At 58.3% G+C, this 19,582-nt stretch carries 19 protein-coding genes and 1 tRNA gene; 7 read left to right on the top strand and 13 right to left on the bottom strand.

Going from position 1 to position 19,582, the window contains the following annotated elements; translation table 11 throughout:
- Positions 1-18 precede the first annotated feature (18 nt).
- A complete protein-coding gene (locus BKA12_RS07960) occupies positions 19-3,603 on the bottom strand; it encodes a proline dehydrogenase family protein (protein WP_183642281.1) in 3,585 nt (1,194 codons plus the stop codon).
- 19 nt (positions 3,604-3,622) lie between these two features.
- Entirely contained in the window at positions 3,623-4,120 is a 498-nt protein-coding gene (gene tadA, locus BKA12_RS07955; RefSeq protein ID WP_338087470.1) for a tRNA adenosine(34) deaminase TadA, read from the bottom strand.
- A 34-nt stretch (positions 4,121-4,154) separates the two neighbouring features.
- Between tadA and upp the strand changes: the two genes are divergently transcribed.
- Positions 4,155-4,793, top strand: coding sequence for a uracil phosphoribosyltransferase (gene upp / locus BKA12_RS07950; protein WP_183642275.1), 639 nt, complete (start codon positions 4,155-4,157; stop codon positions 4,791-4,793).
- Positions 4,794-4,844: 51 nt separating this feature from the next.
- Here the strand turns inward: upp and BKA12_RS07945 are convergent, their stop codons facing one another.
- Both BKA12_RS07945 and BKA12_RS07940 read right to left on the bottom strand, forming a co-directional pair.
- Complete coding sequence (locus tag BKA12_RS07945) at positions 4,845-6,326, bottom strand: ATP-binding protein (protein WP_183642272.1); 1,482 nt, start codon at positions 6,324-6,326, stop codon at positions 4,845-4,847.
- A 17-nt stretch (positions 6,327-6,343) separates the two neighbouring features.
- A complete protein-coding gene (locus BKA12_RS07940) occupies positions 6,344-7,084 on the bottom strand; it encodes a response regulator transcription factor (RefSeq protein WP_183642269.1) in 741 nt (246 codons plus the stop codon).
- Between the two features lie 608 nt (positions 7,085-7,692).
- Between BKA12_RS07940 and BKA12_RS07935 the strand changes: the two genes are divergently transcribed.
- Positions 7,693-8,496: a winged helix-turn-helix domain-containing protein gene (locus BKA12_RS07935; protein ID WP_183642266.1), complete on the top strand. Its 804-nt coding sequence runs from the start codon at positions 7,693-7,695 to the stop codon at positions 8,494-8,496.
- 49 nt (positions 8,497-8,545) lie between these two features.
- Entirely contained in the window at positions 8,546-9,067 is a 522-nt protein-coding gene (locus BKA12_RS07930; RefSeq protein WP_183642263.1) for a SixA phosphatase family protein, read from the top strand.
- A 21-nt stretch (positions 9,068-9,088) separates the two neighbouring features.
- Here the strand turns inward: BKA12_RS07930 and BKA12_RS07925 are convergent, their stop codons facing one another.
- Entirely contained in the window at positions 9,089-9,634 is a 546-nt protein-coding gene (locus tag BKA12_RS07925) for a TetR/AcrR family transcriptional regulator (protein WP_183642260.1), read from the bottom strand.
- A 66-nt stretch (positions 9,635-9,700) separates the two neighbouring features.
- On the opposite strand from BKA12_RS07925, the gene BKA12_RS12700 reads away from it, so the two are divergent.
- Positions 9,701-10,042, top strand: a complete 342-nt coding sequence (locus BKA12_RS12700) for a helix-turn-helix domain-containing protein (protein WP_420826513.1) — start codon at positions 9,701-9,703, stop codon at positions 10,040-10,042.
- 99 nt (positions 10,043-10,141) lie between these two features.
- Here BKA12_RS12700 and BKA12_RS07915 read toward each other — a convergent pair.
- A tRNA-Arg gene (locus tag BKA12_RS07915) sits at positions 10,142-10,215 on the bottom strand.
- 312 nt (positions 10,216-10,527) lie between these two features.
- On the opposite strand from BKA12_RS07915, the gene BKA12_RS07910 reads away from it, so the two are divergent.
- Both BKA12_RS07910 and BKA12_RS07905 read left to right on the top strand, forming a co-directional pair.
- Complete coding sequence (locus tag BKA12_RS07910) at positions 10,528-12,369, top strand: phosphoenolpyruvate carboxykinase (GTP) (protein ID WP_183642253.1); 1,842 nt, start codon at positions 10,528-10,530, stop codon at positions 12,367-12,369.
- A gap of 147 nt (positions 12,370-12,516) precedes the next feature.
- Positions 12,517-13,062: a helix-turn-helix transcriptional regulator gene (locus BKA12_RS07905; RefSeq protein WP_183642249.1), complete on the top strand. Its 546-nt coding sequence runs from the start codon at positions 12,517-12,519 to the stop codon at positions 13,060-13,062.
- Here BKA12_RS07905 and BKA12_RS12515 read toward each other — a convergent pair.
- The 6 genes from BKA12_RS12515 to BKA12_RS07875 form a co-directional block, all read right to left on the bottom strand.
- A complete protein-coding gene (locus BKA12_RS12515; protein WP_183642246.1) occupies positions 13,043-13,360 on the bottom strand; it encodes a hypothetical protein in 318 nt (105 codons plus the stop codon). The two genes, BKA12_RS07905 and BKA12_RS12515, sit on opposite strands and share 20 nt — an antisense overlap.
- 57 nt (positions 13,361-13,417) lie before the next feature.
- Entirely contained in the window at positions 13,418-13,630 is a 213-nt protein-coding gene (locus tag BKA12_RS12510) for a globin family protein (protein ID WP_183642243.1), read from the bottom strand.
- Between the two features lie 1,335 nt (positions 13,631-14,965).
- Complete coding sequence (locus BKA12_RS07890) at positions 14,966-16,150, bottom strand: globin domain-containing protein (RefSeq protein ID WP_183642240.1); 1,185 nt, start codon at positions 16,148-16,150, stop codon at positions 14,966-14,968.
- Positions 16,151-16,260: 110 nt separating this feature from the next.
- Positions 16,261-16,725: an Rrf2 family transcriptional regulator gene (locus BKA12_RS07885; protein WP_183642237.1), complete on the bottom strand. Its 465-nt coding sequence runs from the start codon at positions 16,723-16,725 to the stop codon at positions 16,261-16,263.
- A gap of 36 nt (positions 16,726-16,761) precedes the next feature.
- Positions 16,762-17,301 carry a hypothetical protein gene (locus BKA12_RS07880; RefSeq protein WP_183642235.1) on the bottom strand — a complete coding sequence of 180 codons (540 nt, stop codon included), beginning with the start codon at positions 17,299-17,301 and terminating at the stop codon, positions 16,762-16,764.
- 18 nt (positions 17,302-17,319) lie between these two features.
- A complete protein-coding gene (locus tag BKA12_RS07875; protein WP_183642233.1) occupies positions 17,320-18,744 on the bottom strand; it encodes a phosphomannomutase/phosphoglucomutase in 1,425 nt (474 codons plus the stop codon).
- 55 nt (positions 18,745-18,799) lie between these two features.
- Here BKA12_RS07875 and BKA12_RS07870 point away from each other — a divergent pair, with 55 nt between their 5' ends.
- Positions 18,800-19,240, top strand: a complete 441-nt coding sequence (locus BKA12_RS07870; protein WP_183642231.1) for a hypothetical protein — start codon at positions 18,800-18,802, stop codon at positions 19,238-19,240.
- 27 nt (positions 19,241-19,267) lie between these two features.
- Here BKA12_RS07870 and BKA12_RS07865 read toward each other — a convergent pair whose 3' ends face one another.
- Complete coding sequence (locus BKA12_RS07865; protein ID WP_183642229.1) at positions 19,268-19,570, bottom strand: hypothetical protein; 303 nt, start codon at positions 19,568-19,570, stop codon at positions 19,268-19,270.
- Between the last annotated feature and the right edge of the window lie 12 nt (positions 19,571-19,582).

Genomic DNA, 19,582 nt, shown 5'->3' with positions numbered 1-19,582 from the left:
GGCAGGGGAGTAACAGCCCTACAAAATCCCGACGGTCAGGTGGTTTGGCGTGCCAAATCGATGCGCCGTGACCGCCACCGCTTGCTCGCGCACAAACGGCAACATTTCCACACGACCCGCACCTGTCACCGGATTCGCATAGACGGCGATGTCCGGTTTGCCGCCCACGGCCTCGAACACCGGCAGTGCATCCTCGCCAATGAGCCGGATGCGCGCGCCAGAATGCGGCCCGGTTTGTGCGGCCAACTCGCTGAGTTGCCGCTGCCAAGCGGCGTCGTCACGCACAAGCACCGTGATGCCCAGATCCTTCAGCAGGTTCTCCACATTTTCTGGCAAGTACGACGCCGCAGCTACCGTCACGCGGGTACCTTGATTCGCGATGGCCCCGGCTTGGGCGCCAGCTGCCGCAACTCGTAGGAGCTGCACCAATTCAGCGTCCGCACCGTAACGAACGAGGACCGGATGAATCCGATACCGCAAGACATTTCGCTCGAACTCGAGTCCCGACCGGTCTTTGGCCTGCGAGAACTCGTTGGTGAACCATTCGTGGTCAGACGCCATTGCCTGACGCAACCACTCGAGATCGGAGGCGTCGAGCCCGAAGTGAGCGGCGGCGTCGTACACCTTTTGCCCCACCCCGCCCAACGGAATTTCGTGCGAGAAATCAAGGGGAGCGTCTTCCCAATCGCCCAAGCCCAGGAGGTAATTGGGGCCGCCCGCCTTGGTGCCCGCGCCGATTGCAGACTTCTTCCACCCGCCGAATGGCTGGCGCTGGACGATAGCGCCGGTGATTCCGCGGTTGACGTAGAGGTTTCCGGCTTCGATGTGTTCCAGCCAGTGCTCAATTTCGTCAGGATGTAGCGAATGAAGACCGGAGGTCAGGCCATAGTCAATCTCATTCACCATCTCCACGGCTTCTTCCAGCGTGCTGGCTGTCATGACGCCCAGAACGGGGCCAAAGTACTCCGTCAGGTGGTACTCGCTGCCGCGCTTCACGCCGGCACGAACACCTGGCGACCACAACTTCTCAGAGTCATCCAGCTGGCGTGGCTGGAGCACCCAGTTTTCACCCGGTCCAAGCTCGGTCAGTCCGCGGCGCAACTTCTGCCCCGGCACTTCAATCACGGGTCCCATTTGCGTCTCAGGGCTCGTGGAATAGCCGACCTTGAGCGAATGTACGGCGTCGACCAACTGCCGGTGGAAGCGCTTCGACGTCGCAACGGAACCCACCAAAATCACCAGCGACGCCGCCGAACACTTCTGTCCCGCATGGCCAAACGCCGAGTTCACCACGTCCTTGACGGCCAGATCCAGGTCGGCGGACGGGGTCACGATAATCGCATTCTTGCCCGACGTCTCAGCGAGCAACGGCAGATCAGTGCGGAAGGAGCGGAAGAGTTCGGCCGTCTCGTAGCCGCCGGTCAAGATCACGCGATCCGTGAGCGGATGGGAAATGAGCTGGGTGCCCAACGCGTGCTCGGACAACTTCACGAACTGCAGGACGTCCCGCGAGATTCCGTGCGCATCGAACGCTGCCCAGATGGCCTCGGCGAGGATCGCACCACAACGGAGCGCTGGTCCGGCGGGCTTGAGGATGACCGAGGAACCGGCAGCGAGCGCAGCGAGAGTCGAGCCGCCCGGAATCGCCACAGGGAAGTTCCATGGGGGAGTGACCACGGTGATCCGGGACGGGACAAAGCGAGCGCCGGTAACGTCGTCGAGTTCTTCGGCGAGCTGCGCGTAGTAGTTCGCGAAGTCGATCGCTTCAGAGACTTCTGGGTCGCCTTGTTCCAAGGTCTTTCCGGCCTCAGAAGCCATCACTTCAAGGAGTTCTCCGCGACGTTGGGCCAGCTCGCGGCCCACCCGGCGCAGTACCGCAGCGCGCTCGGCGCCAGAGAGCTCCCGCCAGGCGTCATTCGCGGACGTGGCGGCATCCATGACAATGTCCAGAGCGGATGGGGTGTCAACCAGGTGGGAGCGCACTGTCTCTTCGCCGAGCTTCGAGGTCCTAGCCCGTAACAGAATCTCTCGGCCCCACGCGCAGTTGGCCGGCAAGTCCGGATCCGTGTCCGGAGTGTTGTGGAAAGCAGGTGTTAGTACGTCTGAAGAGTCTGAAATGTCCGAACTCTCTGAACTGTCCGAAATATCCGAACCATCCAAGAAATTCTCTGTCGAACGATTCTGCGTGCGCCGAGCAGAAGGAATCCCCAGCTCGGAAACCATGCCCAGGGAAGTGAGGAAACGGTCCTTCTCGCGCTCAAAAAGCGCTTCGTTGGAATCGAGCTCGAAGACGGCGGACATGAAGTTCTCATGGCTCGCACCTTCTTCCAAGCGTCGCACCAAGTAGGCAATCGCTACGTCGAACTCGGCCGGGTGAACCACTGGTGTGTAAAGCAACAAGTGCCCTACGTCCTTCTTCACCGCTTGAGCCTGACCAGTCGCCATGCCCAACAACATCTCGAAATCAATGCCGTCCATGACACCACGAGCTGTCGCCACGTGCCATGCGAGCGCCACATCGAACAAGTTGTGGCCAGCCACGCCAATGCGAACATTGGCGATTCGTTCAGGGTGCAACGCGAAATCGAGAACGGCCTTGTAGGAGGCATCGGACTCGGCCTTTGAGCTCCACGTCGCCAACGGCCAGCCGTGCAGGTCGGCGTCCACGCGCTCCATCGGCAAGTTGGCGCCCTTGACCACGCGAACCTTGATCGGCGCGCCGCCAGACGCCACGCGAGAGGCAGCCCAGGACTGCAGACGGTGCATCGCAGATAATGCATCCGGCAGATACGCCTGCAACACGATGCCCGCGGACAGGTTCTTGAGCTCGGGGCGGTCCAGTAGGGAAGTGAAGACCGCGATGGTCAGTTCGAGGTCTTTGTATTCCTCCATGTCCAGATTGATGAACTTCGGAGCAGGCGAGGCCAAGGAGGCCTGAACAAACAACGGAAGGAGCTTAGACGTGATGTGCTCAACGGCTTCGTCGAAAGCCCAGTGATTGTGTGGGGCGACGGTTGCCGAGACCTTGATGGATACATAGTCAACGTCAGGACGGGAGAGAAGCCGCGAGGTTCCGGCAAGTCGGCGCTCAGCCTCTTGCTCGCCAAGAATCGCCTCGCCCAGAAGATTGACGTTGAGTCGAACATCGTCCTGGCGCAAGCGCGCAATGGCACGGCCCAACTTGTCATCGGACGCGTCGATGATGAGGTGACCCACCATCTCGCGCAAAGCCCGGCGAGCGGCCGGAACCACCACGGAAGGAGCCACATGAGAGGCCAGAGATCCGGCTTTCAAAGCCCCGGAGAGGTACCACGGCAAGAACGACGGAGCGCTCGCAGCAAGAGATCGCAGCTTCGCGGCCGCCACGGACGGATCCTCTGGACGGATCACACCATCCACGAAGCCCACCGTGAACTCGAGCCCAGACGGATCCCGAAGCACAGACGCGAGCTGCGCGGCAGCCGAATCCACCGGATAGTCCGCGGCTTCGCGCAGCCAGCGGCGCACAGTATGGATGGCAGGTTCAGCGAAAGCCTCAAGGGGTGAGGAGGCGTCGAGACCTTGATGATCAGAAGACTCTTGTGAAGTAAACGTTTCAGTCACCCCTCCAGTATGGCCCGGATCACACTCTTCTGCTTGCGAAGAATTCTTTCAGCATCTCAGCGCATTCGGATTCGCGAACGCCGCCCACCACTTCTACCCAGTGATTGAGCCGTGGCTCGCGCAAAACATCCAGCACCGAACCAGCCGCACCAGCTTTTTCGTCCCATGCCCCAAACACCACGCGCGGAATGCGAGAAAGAACAATTGCCCCCGCGCACATCGCGCACGGCTCCAAAGTGACCACCAAGGTGCAGTGTTCCAACCGCCACCCGTCGTCAGCGCCCAAGGATTTCAACGTAGAAGCAGCAGCCCGGATAGCCAAAACTTCGGCGTGAGCGGTGGGATCTCCCGTGAGTTCGCGCTCATTTCGGCCCACTCCAATGACTGCCCCAAACTCGTCCAACACCACGGCGCCGATGGGCACATCCTTGTGTTCAAGCGCCGCAGAAGCCTGTTCCAGAGCAAGCCCCATCCACTCTTCGTAGTGGGCGCGGCGTGAGACGGGAAAAGAAGTCACGAAATCACTGTAGTCGCGGTGGTAATTTGGACGCATGCGCGTACAGGTTGTTGACCATCCCCTTGTCTCCCACAAAGTCTCCGTTTTGCGAGACAAGAACACGCCTTCACCGGTGTTCCGTCAGCTCACGGAAGAGCTCGTCACGTTGCTGGCCTATGAGGCCACTCGTGAAGTTCGCACCGTCGAGGCTGAGCTTGAAACTCCCGTGGCCACCACCATCGGAACGTATTTCGCGAAGCCAACCCCGTTGGTGGTCCCGATTCTCCGCGCCGGCCTGGGCATGCTCGAAGGCATGACTCGCTTGGTGCCAACCGCCGAGGTGGGCTTCTTGGGCATGGCCCGCAACGAAGAAACCCTCGACATCATCACCTACGCCGAGCGCCTCCCGGGCGACTTGTCCGGCCGTCAAGTCTTCGTCTTGGATCCAATGCTCGCCACCGGCGGCACGCTGTCCGAGGCCATCAAGTTCCTCTTCGCACGCGGCGCCGACTCGGTGACCTGCATCTGCCTCATCGCGGCGCCCGAGGGCATCGCCCGCCTCGAAAAGGAGCACGGCGACGACGATCGCGTCCACTTGGTCCTCGCCGCTCGCGACGAACGCCTCAACGAAAAGTCCTACATCGTCCCCGGCTTGGGTGACGCTGGCGACCGCCTCTACGGCCTCGCCCACTAAATAGCGGCAACGATTCCGCGAAGAGCTAGTGCCCCTTTCGAGGATCGCTAGCTATGCGGAGTACGACGGCGCTCGGTCCGGTTGCGGAGGCACCGCCAAGGGAAGCCGGACCACAAATTCCGTATGCCCTGGGCGGCTAGCCGCAACGATAGTTCCACCGTGTGCTTCGACGATTGCCTTGACGATCGGCAAGCCCAGTCCAGTGGTGCCATCGGTGCCCGAACGAGCCTTGTCGGCGCGCGCGAAGCGCTTGAAGATGTACGGCAAGAACTCTGGTGTGATGCCGGGACCGTTGTCCTGAACGCTGAGTTCGGCATGCGCACGGTCCGTGGCTATGCGCAGAGAGGCAATGACTTCTGAACCTTCGGGCGTGTGCTTTCGTGCGTTGGACAAGAGGTTAGAAAGCACCTGAGCCAGCTGCTGCCGGTCGCCGCGCACCGTGACGCTGGATTCCGGCAACTGCATTTTCCATTGGTGATCCGCGGATGCAATGCGTTGATCTTGCACGCTCTCAGCTACGAGAATGCTCAAGTCAACCGGCTCTTCCTTGGGCTTCTGGCCTTGATCGAGACGCGCCAAGAGCAGCAAGTTCTCCACCAAGGCGCTCATCCGGTCCGACTGATCCAACACGCGCTGGATCGATTTCTCGCCGTCTTCACTCAAGTGCTCGGTGGCCCGAATGAGCTCGGAGTAGCCGCGCACTGCGGCGAGTGGAGTGCGCAATTCGTGGGAGGCGTCCGCGGCGAAGTTTCGCATTTGCTGTTCAGAACGTTGACGCACGGTCAGTGCCTGATCAACGTTGTCCAAGAGGTTGTTGAGAGCTGAGCCCACATTGCCAACCTCGGTACCAGGCTGGGCGTCGCGGGCATCTACGCGCTGCGTGATGGGCGCATGCTCCTTCTCGGAAGACAGGTCAGAAACGGAATCGGCCACACTCGTGGCAACGCTCGAGACGCGTTCAAGAGGCCGCAACGAGCGGCGAATGATGAGCCAACCAATCACGCCAGTCACCAGAATGCCGGACGTCGCCACAATGATGATCGACCTATCGAACGTTCGCAGTGTCTGCTTGGCCGAAGCGGTGGGAAGACCCACAATGATGAACCCGCCGTGGTGGTCCTCTTTGGCCAGCACTCGGTATTCTCCAACAGACAATTCGGCGTCTTGAGGGCTAGCAGTGTCGGCTTCCTTCGTGAGTTCTTCGAGATCGTCCGCGGTGAGGCTCACTCGTTCGCCGGTCGTTGAATCCAAGACACCCGAAGAAGCAACAAGACCACTAGACACGCGAACCGTCAGCGTTCCGGAGGCCTGACCAGGCGCGTAAAGCGGATCGTCATCGTCCGTACGAATTCGGTCGGAACCGTCGCGGAAATTGACTGCGCGATTGGTGGCATCTTGAAGCTCGGCATCTAACTGACCCAGCGTCGTCGTACGCAAAATAGTGTGTGTAAAGAAGCCAATCACCAAACAAATCAACGTCAGCATAATGAGCAGAGCCGCAACCAAGCGGGTCCGCAGAGCGGCGCGTTTCACAGATCGAGCCCCGGCGCCTAGGAGGCCGGCTTGAGGACGTAACCGGCGCCGCGCACGGTGTGAATCATGGCCTCATGCCCGGCATCGATCTTCTTGCGCAGGTAGGAAATATAAAGCTCCACGATGTTGGCCTGGCCGCCGAAATCGTAGTTCCACACAGCATTGAGAATCTGCGTCTTGGACAGTACGCGCCGCGGGTTCTCCATGAGATAGCGCAACAAATCGAACTCCGTTGCCGTCAAGGTAATTTCCTCGCCGTTGCGGCGGACTTCGCGCGAATCCGTGTTCATGACCAGGTCGCCCACCACCATTTCGGCGGAATCCGCGGTCGCCGCGCCACTGCGCGACACCAAACGGTGCAAACGAATCAGGACTTCCTCGAGGCTGAACGGCTTCGTGACGTAGTCGTCGCCGCCCTTCGCGAGACCCTCGATGCGGTCATCCACAGTGTCCTTCGCCGTCAAGAACATGACCGGAACGTCCGGCAAGAAGAGGCGGATCTTTTCGAGGACCTCGGGGCCGTCGTAGCCGGGAAGCATCCAGTCCAGGATCAGGACGTCAGGCATTTCGGCGCGCGCTATTTGAACGGCCTTCGGGCCGTCATGCGCCGTCAAAACTTCCCAGTGCAGCATGCGCAGGCCCATCGTGACCAGCTCTGCGAGCGTGGGTTCGTCATCCACTACCAGCGCCTTAATAGGCGAGCCGTCAGGGTGCTGAAGCCGAGGGAGGTCAGCCGGAGAAAAGCGGGAAGTGGTCATGTCATCACCCTTTCAATGGGGATTCAGAAACTACTTTGCCGAACCTGTGTTATTCCTGTGAGCCTACCGCGTCGGTTTCGAGCCGTGGGGCATCCGGGCCTCATTCGTATGGGGAGCGAACAGTGGAAAGCGCCGCATTTCCGGGCTTCACAGAAGTTTCACGCCATACAAGACCGCTCCACCGAATTTCCAGTACTGTCAATTGAAAAATTCATTACATACAGACCGCTGCATGAATATTCAGGTAAGAGTGGAAGCGTTTTCACACTTTAGAACGGCCAATTTCCCCATTCTTACCCGTCATATCACGGATCGTTCAACAATCTGGCATGAAATGTGATGCAAAACGCTTTACATGTGTTTCGCATCACATTTCATGCAAGTCGTCTCACAATGTGAGAAGGTGACGGCATTATTACTTGCGCGTTCGCTTTATTACGTGAAAACTCATTTATGTGAACTTCGGCGCGACACAAGTCGCAATGAATCTTGCTTCGGGGGACGGAGCGAAATTCGTCGAGGGAGTTCTTGAAAGAACGTTCTAAGTAGAACTCACGCCCACGCACGAACTGTGATGAGAAATCACGCACTGAGCAAGAGGTAAAGATATGTCCGTTTCATCCGGCTACGTACACATTTCCGTTCGCAATGCGCAGGACCGCGCACTTGCGGCACAGCGCCACGCCTCGCAGGCGGCTGGCTATTCTGAGCCTGGATACCGAAACGTGCGCAACTTCCCGCGCTCGGTCGAAGAGCCCATGCCGTCGGCAGTCATTGCTGGCAATGGTCAGCCAGGCCCACAGGCAGTTGGCGAAACGGCTGCTCGCGGATTCGTGCTCTACGTAGGTCTCAACGAAGCAGGCGCTGCCGAGAACGGCACCACGCTCGCCGAGATTGCTACCCAGGTTCGTTCTTACCTGATGTCGATCGCTCCGAACGCCCAGACCCACGCTGCTGTGGCTTTGGCTCCTTCGAATGCCCAGGGCGCACACCTTGACGTGGTCCGCCAGGCGCTCGGCGATCCAACTATCAATCGCCGCCCTCGCATTGTCGAGAACTTGGTCCGCAACCAGAACAACTTCAAGCACTCCACGGGTGTCTTGATTGATCTGTCTCGCCGCGAAGTGCACCTCGATGGCGACACCCTGAACCTCACGTTCAAGGAATTTGAGCTCTTGAACTACCTCGTGGAAAACGGTCAGCGCACCGTTGGCCGCGAAGAGTTGCTCGAGAACTTGTGGAAGAACGCCGAAGAAGTGCCGAATGAGCGCACCATCGACGTTCACATCCGCCGCTTGCGCTCGAAGTTGGGCCGCCTTGCCAACACGGTTCGCACCGTGCGCGGCCAGGGCTACCGCTTCTACGAGCACCCTGAGGTTGTTGTTTGGGCTGCTCCGGAATATGCCATCTAGCGTTTCCGCTTCTTAGCTGGTCTTCACGAAGGATCACTAGGCTGTTCTCATGAGTTCTTCTTTTGAGCGCCGCTTGGTGGTCCTTCGTCATGCCAAGTCCGATTACCCGTTCGGCGTCTCCGATCACGACCGTCCCCTTGCAGGTCGCGGTAATCGGGAAGCGCCTGCAGCCGGCCGTTGGCTCAAGGAACATGGCTGGGTGCCGGATTACATCTTGGTGTCATCGGCGCAGCGCACGCGCGCCACGTGTGCCTGGGTGACGAGTGAACTAGGTGACGAGGCTCCCACTCCGTACATTGATGATCGAATCTATGAGGCCGGCTCTACGCAGCTGTTGTCCATCATCAATGAGACTCCCGAGACCGTCCGCACGCTCATGGTCATCGGCCACATGCCTACGGTCCAGGATCTATCAATGCGCCTCGCCTCGATCGAGTCTGACGAGGAGTCTGTCATGGACATGGCCACGCGCTACCCAACGCTCGGTTTGACCGCTTTCGAGGTCAACAAGCCGTGGGCTGAGTTGGATGGCCGCGATGCGAAGCTCGTTTCCTTCGTGGTGCCTCGCTAGCGGTTTCTCGCTATTTCTTGATTACGACGACGCCAGCGCACCTTTGACGACTAAGGCCAGTTGAGGGAGGGGGTCGGGATCTGCATCCCACGTGAGGCGATGCAAGATGATTCCCTCAGCGCAGGACATCAAGGCCGAAGCGGCCGAGTGAGGGTCTGCTGCACCAAGTTCCGTGAAAGTGGCCACCAGCTCGCGGTGGAAGAACGCTGCACCTTCTGCGAAGCTATCCCGAATCTCCCCGGCGTGCTTTCCTGAGAGGAAGATGGCCATGCGAGCGGCTGTGAGTTCGCGGCGGACTGTGGTGAGCGCCAAGATGAGGCCGCCGATTTTCTCCACTAGTTCCTCTGGCGTCTTGGCGGCGAGTGAGCCGCCGCCGTTGCTCATTTCCTGATCCGCGATGTGGCGGATGAGACCGCTGACCAGAGCGTCTTTCGTGCGGAAGTAGTTAGAAGTGGAGCCCGGCGGCAGCTTCGCTGTGGCATCGACCTTGGCGTGGGTTAATGCTTGAAAGCCGAGGTCTGCGACTACGGAAACAGCTGCTTTCAGGGCACGTTCTCGCGCGGTCATGCAGCTAACTTACCAGCAATTAAGGTGTATGAACTGGGAATCTACTAATAAAATAGTGAACATTTCGTGCGGGTGTACCTTGTGAAATGTGAAAGCTACCTAGTGGCAAAGGCGCTATTCAACGTGGCGACTGACGATCGAGTCGAAGGCTTGAGCTGCCGTGGTGAAGACGAACGACTGTTTGATCGATTGTCACCGAGCGAGAAATCGGTTTTGAACTTTATGGCCGACGGACTCGCGAATGAAACGATCGCCGGGAGTTTGAACTTGTCGTCACCGACCGTTGAATCTCACGTCCGCGCGATCCTCTCGAAGATTGTTTCCGTTCCAGAAGAATCGATGGGCCGTAGGGTGTGCGCAGTCCCGCTCAGGGAGTTTGCAGGGGGGGTTTACCTTGAGGCAACTTGATTAACTTGAGGTGTTTCCGGGGGTTTTGTTCGGTTCCAGAAATTCGAAAACCCCGTGACTTCTTGGCTGTCTAGCCTTGAAATCACGGGGTTTTTGCTGTGCGCCCAAAGGGATTCGAACCCCTGACCTTCTGTTCCGTAGACAGACGCTCTATCCAGCTGAGCTATGGGCGCATTTTCTCCGGTCTGACCGGCGAACTCGAATAACTATACACAGGTTTTCGCACCTCCACAAATCGGGCTCTATGCCCCGTTCTTAACAAATTTCGTTGAGATTCTGCGGAAGTTACAGCATGGCGAAACATTATTAGACCGGTCTACGTGACCTTACTCACATGCGTTAGGCTTGTTTCCTGCGTAGTTGCGCGGTTTAAGCCGTGCGAAGCGTGCAATTTCGTCTGAGTTCACGGCAATACGTGTGGTTATAGCTGTGATGGCAGCAATAGCATCGATAGCACACGTATTCACCCAATGAAGGGAACGGATATGAGCGAGAGCTCCGATCACCAAGTCCTTGACGCTCAAGGGGCGGCACACACAACCCATGCCAAATTGGCTGCATGGGTCGACGAGGTTGCCCAACTTACCAAGCCTGACTCGGTCTATTGGGTCGATGGCAGTCAAGAAGAGTGGGATCGGCTCACGCAGGAACTCGTTGACGCTGGAACGCTGACGCGACTGAACCCTGAGTTGTTCCCTAACTCGTTTGCAGCTTTCTCTGATCCTGCAGACGTGGCCCGCGTCGAAGAACAGACTTTCATCTGCTCTGAGAATGAGCGCGATTCCGGCTTCACCAATAACTGGATGGAGCCTTCCAAGATGAAGGCCAAGCTCACGAGCCTCTTCGATGGCTCGATGCGCGGCCGCACCATGTACGTGATTCCTTTCGTCATGGGCCACGTCGACGCTGATGATCCAAAGTTCGGCGTCGAAATCACCGACTCCGCCTACGTTGTGGCTTCCATGCGCATCATGGCTCGCATCGGCACGGACGTTCTTCGCAAAATGGAGGAGCTGGACGCATTCTTCGTTCCAGCACTCCACTCCGTTGGCGCACCGCTTGAAGAGGGCCAGCAGGACGTTTCCTGGCCATGCAACAAAGAGAAGTGGATTGTTCACTTCCCTGAAGAGCGTTCCATTTGGTCCTACGGCTCCGGCTACGGCGGCAACGCTCTCTTGGGTAAGAAGTGCTATGCGCTTCGTATTGCTTCCGTGATGGCTCGAGATGAGGGATGGCTCGCAGAGCACATGCTCATCCTGCGCCTGACCTCGCCTGAAGGAAAGGCGTACCACATCGCAGGTTCCTTCCCTTCCGCAACGGGCAAAACCAACCTCGCCTTGATTCAGCCAACCATCAAGGGATGGAAGGCCGAGACCCTCGGCGACGACATCACCTGGATCCGTCTGGGCCGCGAGGGCGAAATGCGCGTCGTGAACCCAGAAGCTGGCCTCTTCGGTGTTGCTCCGGGCACGGGCTGGTCAACCAACCCGAATGCAATGCGCGGTATTGCCAAGGGCAACTCGATCTTCACGAACGTTGCACTCACCGATGATGGTGGCGTGTGGTGGGAAGGTATGACGGACGATGTTCCGGCTCACCTCACCGACTGGCGCGGCAACGACTGGACTCCAGAATCCAAGGAGCCGGCTGCTCACCCGAACTCCCGCTTCTGCACGCCGATCGATCAGATCGACATGCTCGCCAAGGAGTACTACGAGCCAAATGGAGTGGAACTCAACGCGATCCTCTTTGGTGGTCGCCGCAAGACCACCATCCCATTGGTCACCCAGTCTCGCGACTGGACCAACGGTGTCTTCATGGGCGCCACGCTTTCTTCCGAGACCACGGCAGCTGCCGCCGGTCAGGTGGGTGTGGTTCGCCGCGACCCGATGGCTATGCTTCCGTTCATCGGTTACGACGCCGGCGATTACTTGGCGCACTGGGAACGCATCTCCCAGAAGGCTAATCCGGAGCGTTTGCCGAAGATCTTCTTGGTCAACTGGTTCCGTCGCAACGCTGAGGGAGGCTTCGCGTGGCCTGGCTTCGGCGAGAACTCCCGCGTCCTCAAGTGGGCTATCGAGCGTATCGAGGGCAAGGCTGAGGCCCTGGAGACTCCGATCGGCTTCACCCCAGCTCCGGGTGCGCTTGACCTCGAGGGTCTTGACTTGAGTGAAGACGAGCTACAAGAAGCCACTCGTTTCGATGCTTCCGAGTGGGCTAACGAGCTCAAGAGCATCGAGGAATGGTTCGCGAAGTTCGGCGACTCCCTCCCCGCCTCGCTTCAGGCTGAACTCGAAGGCTTGAAGGAACGCTTGGGCGCGAAGTAATTCCGCCAAAGAATTTAGTACGACGACGATGCTCGGCTCTTCGGGGCCGGGCATCGTTGCGTTGTGGTCACTTGGGCAGGGTGCGGTGATGAATGCGCGGGTGTGTCTTGGGTGTATTTGCACCTAGATGTGGGACAGAATGGTTCCGTGGCGCTCAATCATGTCCTGCTGGGACTTCTGCAACTTTCACCGATGACCGGTTACGACCTCAAGAAGCATCTGGATTCGTCCATTTCGCATCTTTGGAGCGCGGACAAGGCTCAGGTGTATCGCACTCTGGCCACGATGGTCGATGAAGGCCTCGCCACCGTGCACGTGGTCCGCGGCGTGAACTTCCCGGACCGCCAAGAGCACCACATCACGGACAAGGGCCGTGAGGTTCTTCGCGAGTGGCTCTTGGGCCCCAATGAAAAGCAGACGGTACGCGAGCCGTTCTTGATTCGCGTCTTCAATGCCGGCAACCTCGAAGCCGTCGAGTTGGAAACCCTCTTTGCTGTGCGCCAGGAGGTGCTCGAACGTGAGATTGCAGAATTCAATGCTGAGCGCGACGCCCTAGGGGATGCCGCGCAGCGTGCAGGAAACCGCCGGTCGTTCTTGATGGCCGCTACCCTAGAGGCCACCATCGTGAAGCTCGAGGCTGAGCTGAAATGGGTCAAGTCCACGCTCAAGCAGCTCAAATCTCTGCCTGCCTAAATTGTGTGGTCCTCTTAAAGTGCGGGGGACGACGAAGCCGGCGGTGGCTATGATCCGTGGGCGGGTTTTCTCTTCTTCGAGGACCATGTAGCCTGCCTGCTTCGAGGCGAACGGGCACGGAGACGAACGGGCCGGGCTGGGCGATGGTGACCGGGGTGTCATCGGCAGGTGCGAAGCGGAAGATGTAAGCGCCTTTGCCGGTTTCTTCCTTCACGGGGACCTTCCAGTCAGCCCATATTTTGTCATTACCCTGCTGCGCGCAGAGATCCATTTCGATCTTGATCACTGCGTCTGCCATCAGCCAGTCGACCTCGCTCCAGGCGTTTGCCATCAGCCAGTAGACCTCGCTCCAGACTTAGGCAATTTCCGGCGTGACGGCGTCGCCGAAAACTTTAACGATGCCTGCGAAGAGGTGTTCGTACACGATGGGGTACTGCTCTTCAATGACACCTAGCGAGGTGTGCTTGTGAGCGATGCGGGACATTAGCTCTTCGGGGAGGGTGCCCGGATTCTTCACGAGCGTCGTGGCGAACGCACTTGATTGCTCTGATGCGTTGCTAACCGTCAAAGCTCCACTGAATTATTGTTGTTGATTGTGGCAACTTCACGCCCTCGTGGCTCATTTCGTAGTTCTTGCACCAATTGGTAGTCAGAACCTTTAGAGCGGTTTCTGGAAGAGACTCACGCAGTGGCTTATTTTCAGACCTCACTACGATCACAAGAAGACGGAATCCATTTCGACGCCTTTGCTAATTGAATTCTCTTAGTCCATTTGCAGTACGGTTTGTTGCAGTAGACGGTGTCACAGATTCGGACGCCGTTATGACTACTTCTTTAGATGTCTCATTGATTTCTTGCTTGTCTCCGGTATACGGCGACTGGTAATCGTCAGAAGTCAGCCCTGCAATTCGATTTGCTCCGCAATCGACGCTGACGATGGAGCTATTTACCCAGCCAGATTGGTGACTAGGAGTTGATGGGGAAGGGAAGGTAATTGAGTAGTACGTTTTCGTTTGGAAGCTGGCCGGACCCTGGGTGCAGCTAGTCGCTGCATTACTATTTCCTGATCTAGCGCCGAATTGATTGAATACTGACCCGGCCCAGGACGCTCCAGTGGTGGTTTTCACAAGAGTCGTTCGCAGATAGATCTCTACCATGTTTCGGTCGCAGGAAATAGTACCTACCGCGTTTATAGTTCCGTTTACGTGCGTTGACGGATGCGGATAATTTGATTTGACAGAACAGACACTGATAACTGCAGCATGCGCAGGTTGCTCGAAAGTAGCGCCGTAAATTAGTAGAAATGCGGGTAAAGCCCAACCTATCGCCTACTTGCCCAACATGCGTCCCCCTCTGATAAAGATGTGACCTGTCCTGATACGTTTCATCGGATAGTGTCCTGAAGTTCTTCTAATTTCAATAGTTTCGTAATTTTGTTTTCCCGACGGTGTGGAACGAAAGGTGTGGTTCCTGTGAAGATAGAATCTTTTGACTCACTCGGATCCGGTTTCGGATCCGGTGTTTTCCTCGAAGAGGAAACATATTGGGTTCGAATTTGGACGAACTCTGGAATTTCGACGATGCCAAGCCAGGAGACCTGGCGAGTTTCGCAAGCTCGAGACTTCTGGGAGGTATATGAGTGGGCGCGCGCACAATGCAAAAGTGGGTCTTTTGAAGTTTTTCTATCGACCACAGATCATCATTTGGGGAGAAAAGGTCTAGAACCGATGGAAATATTCCATCGTTTGTTTGGCGAAGATCCGACTGTAAACAATCCTGGGAAACTTGTATGGGCCACTTCGGATTGATGCAAGCGTAGCGGTTTTCCGCTTAGTGGAGGCTCTTTTAACGCAAAGGGGGGCGACGAAGCCGAGTGGCGTCGTCGTCCCCCAAAAACTAGCTACTAGGCGGCCAGCCAGAGGTCTGGACCGAAGACCTCATATTGAATGCGCTGGGCGGAAACGCCGGCGTCGATGGCGGCGGAGCGGACAGCTCGCATGAATGGGAGCGGGCCGCATAGAACCATGTTGGCGTTCTCGGGGAGTTGCACGTCGGCAAGATTCATGAAACCTTCAAACGCTTCCAAGGATTCAGCGGAACCGTTCTTGTCCTCGAGCCAAACCTTGATTGATGCATTCGGGAGCTTGTCGATGGACTCGAGCATTTGGTCCTTGAGTGCCCAGCTGCCTTCGTGGCGGTCTGCGTGAAGTACTAAGACTTCGCGATCCGAGTTGCGCTCTGCAAGTGCAGAGAGGATGGAGGCGCTTGGCGTGCAGCCGATACCGGCGGTGGCGATAATCAATGGGCGGGTTTCCTCTTCCTCGAGGATAATGTCGCCGTAGGGGTTGGAGAGTTCCACGATGTCGCCAACGTTGACGTTGCGGTGTAAGAAGGGGCTGACCTCACCGCCCTCGTCGAGTTTAACGGTGAATACACGCTCGGTGGGGGAGTAGATGCTTTCCGAGAGTGAGTACTGGCGAGGCTGGCGGAGGCCGTCTTCGAGACGGACGCGCACAGAGACGAACTGTCCTGGCTTGGCGATGGTTACTGGGGTGTCGTCGGCAGGCTCGAGGCGGAAGATGTAGGCGCCTTCGCCGGTTTCTTCCTTCGCGGTGACCTTCCAGTTTGCCCACATTTTGTTGTTGGCCTGCTCTGAGTAGAGGCCCTTTTCAATCTTGATGAGGGCATCGGCCATGAGCCAATAGACCTCGCTCCACGCCTCGGCGACCTCAGGGGTGACAGCGTCGCCAAGAACTTCTACGATGCCTGCGAAGAGGTGCTCGTACACGATGGGGTACTGCTCTTCGACGACACCTAGCGAGGTGTGCTTGTGAGCGATGCGGGACAGTACCTCTTCGGGGAGGGTGCCCGGATTCTTCACGAGCGTCGTGGCGAAAGCGGCGATGGAGCCGGCAAGTGCCTGCTGCTGGGTGCCGTTCTTCTGGTTTGCGCGTGAGAAGACGCCGTCGAGCAACTCTGGTCGAGCGGAGAACATTCGCGCATAGAAACGCTTGGTGATTTCAGGGAGGTTTTCGCCAACGACTGGCAGAGTGGCCTCGATGATGGGGCGGGACTTATCGGAAAGCATGCTGACTCCTTGTTTTTATCTTGCATTGGGAATGCAAGATTCTTAGTATTTTCTACTCCGCGTAGAAGTTGAGTGCAAATTGGGGGCGAAGCGGTATTGCGTTGTGTGTCTTAAAGCGAGCTAGAATGCTCGTCTTCGCGCGGCCTAATGGCAGGGAAGGGCAGGAGATTCAAGGTGTTTTTGGATGAGAGTTGCTCGACTGAAAGGTGATCAAGCTCACTATAGAAAGCTTCACGAGCGCGGTTCAAAGCAGTTCGCAATGTACAACCAGCGATGAGCGGGCATGCGTGATCTCCGGAAACGCATTCCACAATATCCGGCTGGACATCGATGCTGCGCAAGAGTTCCCCGACCGTCATCCTGCGGCCAGTTTCCGTGATGCGCGCGCCGCCAAGGCGGCCACGAGAGACGTCAAGAGCGCCGCGATTGCGCAGTTCAAGGACGGCTTTGCTCACGTGGTGGTAGGGGATGCCGATGGCGTCGGCAATCTCCTTGCTGGTGAGCTGGACATCCGGATCGGCACCCAACAGCATGAGCGTGCGCAGGCACACGTCACCGAAAGCGTTGAGTTTCACGCTTCCATTCTCTCGCGAAAATTGTCAGGAACGGACTTAGTCAACCCAGACCAAGCGAACGCCGGTCTCCGTCTGAGGGGCGTCAAAGGTCCAGGAACCGGCAGCGGACTCTTCTGCAGCCGAGTCATCGGCAGGTGGCGTGTACGCAGAAACCACACCTGCGGCGCCGCCTTCGCGGTGCTCAGCATTGACGTGGATGGCGTCCCGATCTTCGTTCAGGAGCGTGACGTCGGAGACCAAAGCGACGGCAAGAAAAGCTTCCTCTTGCTGGCGAATCAGGGCCACGAGATCGGCCAGCATTTCGTCCGCGTCGATGTCGGCTTCGTCGTCCTCTGCCTCGGTGGGCTGGACGGCCAGCAAGCGAAGCTCCCCGGCCGGGGCTGCGTCGTCGTCCTCAGAAGCGGAAGCGGCAGGATCCGCAGGCTTCTGCAAAGCGATGCCAAACGGCAAGAACGCGCCGACAGACTCAAGCTGCTCGCGGGCCACGCCAATAGCGGTGCCCACCACGCGATCCAAGTCCTCGATAGCGGACGGACTGAGCTCGGCGATGCGGTTTTCGGGAAGATTCTCGGTCATGCGGGCTCCTTAGAGGTTTTAGCCTTCGTTGCGGACGACGGCGAGGACCTGATCGCGCACGCGTTCCATGGTCTGGCGGTCCTTGGCCTCGCCATTGAACCGCAAGAACGGTTCGGTATTGGATGGGCGCAAGTTGAACCAGAACGAACCATCCACGGCGGACACCGTGGTGCCGTCCATGGTCTCGATCTCCACGTCCTGGCCCAAGCAAGCGTCCAGCACGCGCGCAACAGCGGCGTCCTTGTCGTGGATTTCGGAGTTGATTTCGCCGGAGGCTACGTACGGTTCGTACTCGTCAGCGAGCTGCGAGAGCGGCAGGTCCTGCGTGCCCAGGGCCGCGAGGACGTGCATTGCTGCGAGCATGCCCGTGTCAGCGTTGAAGAAGTCGCGGAAGTAGTAGTGAGCCGAGTGCTCACCGCCGAAGACTGCGCCCTCGGCTGCCATCACGGCCTTGATGAAGGAGTGGCCCACACGAGTGACCACTGCGCGGCCGCCGTCCTTCTCCACGAGCTCCGGAACGGCGCGGGAAGTGATCAGGTTGTGGATGATGACCGGGGTCTCTTCGCCCAAAGCCTTTGCGCGAGCGATCTCGCGGCGTGCCACGAGGGCGGTGATAGCGGACGGGGAGACGGGGTCGCCGTTCTCGTCGATGACGAAGCAACGGTCGGCGTCGCCGTCGAAGGCCAAGCCAATGTCAGCGCCATGTTCCTTGACCGCAGCCTGCAGATCGCGGAGGTTTTCTGGCTCGAGTGGGTTGGCCGGGTGGTTCGGGAACGTTCCATCGAGCTCGAAGTACATGGGGACGATCTCGAGCGGAAGCGCAGGAAGGATCGTGTCACCCAAGACGGCGGGAGTGGTCATGCCGCCCATGCCATTCGCGGCGTCAACAACCACCTTGAGCGGGCGAATCGCGGAAAGATCCACGAGATCGCGCAAGTAGGCGGAGTAATCAGCGAGGACGTCGAGTTTCTCGATGGTGCCGTGAGGTCCTTCAGAGGCGGTCGGGACGTCGCCAGCGTTCAAGTAAGCCTGAGCGGCATCCCGAATCTCGTAGAGGCCCGTGTCAGAGGAGACAGGAACGGCACCGGCCTTGGCCATCTTCATGCCGTTGTACTGGGCAGGATTGTGGCTAGCCGTGAACACCACGCCGGCAGCATTGAGCGTGCCGCACGCGAAGTAGAGCTCATCAGTGGAGATCAAACCCAGCATCCGGACGTTCGCGCCGCGGGCAACAGCACCGGCAGCGAAAGCGTCTGCGAATTCAGGGGAGGATGGGCGCATGTCGCCGCCCACCAGAACGGTCTGTCCGGCGAGCTTTAATACGTCGACGAAAGCGGCGCCCACGGCGCGAACGGTTTCGGCGGTGATGGATTCACCCACGATTCCGCGGACGTCGTAGGCCTTGAAAGACGGGGAAAGATCGATGGCAGTCACGTTTTCCATCCTATCGGTGAGCCCCAGATTTTCTCGATTTAAATGGGTTTTCTACACTTTAAGAGTGGAAACTCTCTTGTGGGTCTTGGTGCCCTTGCTCATTCTGACCCTGTTGTTCTTCTGGCTGCAGTCTGTGAGGAAGAAGAACGCTACTCAGATGGCGGCCGCCATCACGCCCGAGCGTGCCCGCGAAGCATCGGCCGCGTTGACCGCGAAGCAGCATCAAGAGGTCTACAAACAGATTGCCATGGGCCAGCTAATTCCCGCCGCTCAGGCGTATCACAATGCCACCAAGGCTAGTTACAAAGACTCCATCATTGCCGTGCAGGCACTTTCCAAGTACCCACAAGAATTCCGTCTTGAGGATCAGCTGGGAGACTTTGAAGAGTCCTACGAAGTCCCCTCTGACCTGTCCGGACTCGAGGGACTTCCTAGCAATCCACTTGATCCAGAGCGGCGCCGCCACGACGGCGACTCCGCCCCGGAGGACGGCTCGAAGGCTTAGTTAGCCTCGAATCCAAGAGCGGAAGGTTTAGGCCTTCTTAGACGGCACTGCAAGTGATGCCGCAGCGGTCGCGCCGGTGACTGCCCACACTGCTGGCCAGGCGCCGATCTTCTTCGCGAGCGGGTGAGAACCGCCGAAAGCGCCTAAGTACAGCACCGTCAGTCCAATAGCTGCCGGCAAACCTGCGTCCTTCTTCCACAAGGCAAATGCACCTGCGCCAGCGGCGGCCAAAACGGCGCCACCCAGTGGGCGGTTCTTGGTGGTTCGAGCCGTGGCGAAGCCACCCACGAGTCCTACGGTGGTCAGAGCGGCGGCTGGAAGCGAGGCCATAATTTCCTTACG

It is taken from the genome of Neomicrococcus lactis (assembly GCF_014200305.1).
Classification (GTDB): domain Bacteria; phylum Actinomycetota; class Actinomycetes; order Actinomycetales; family Micrococcaceae; genus Neomicrococcus; species Neomicrococcus lactis.
Note: the sequence above shows the minus strand (reverse complement) of the source record. Positions and strands in the feature narration are given on the sequence as shown.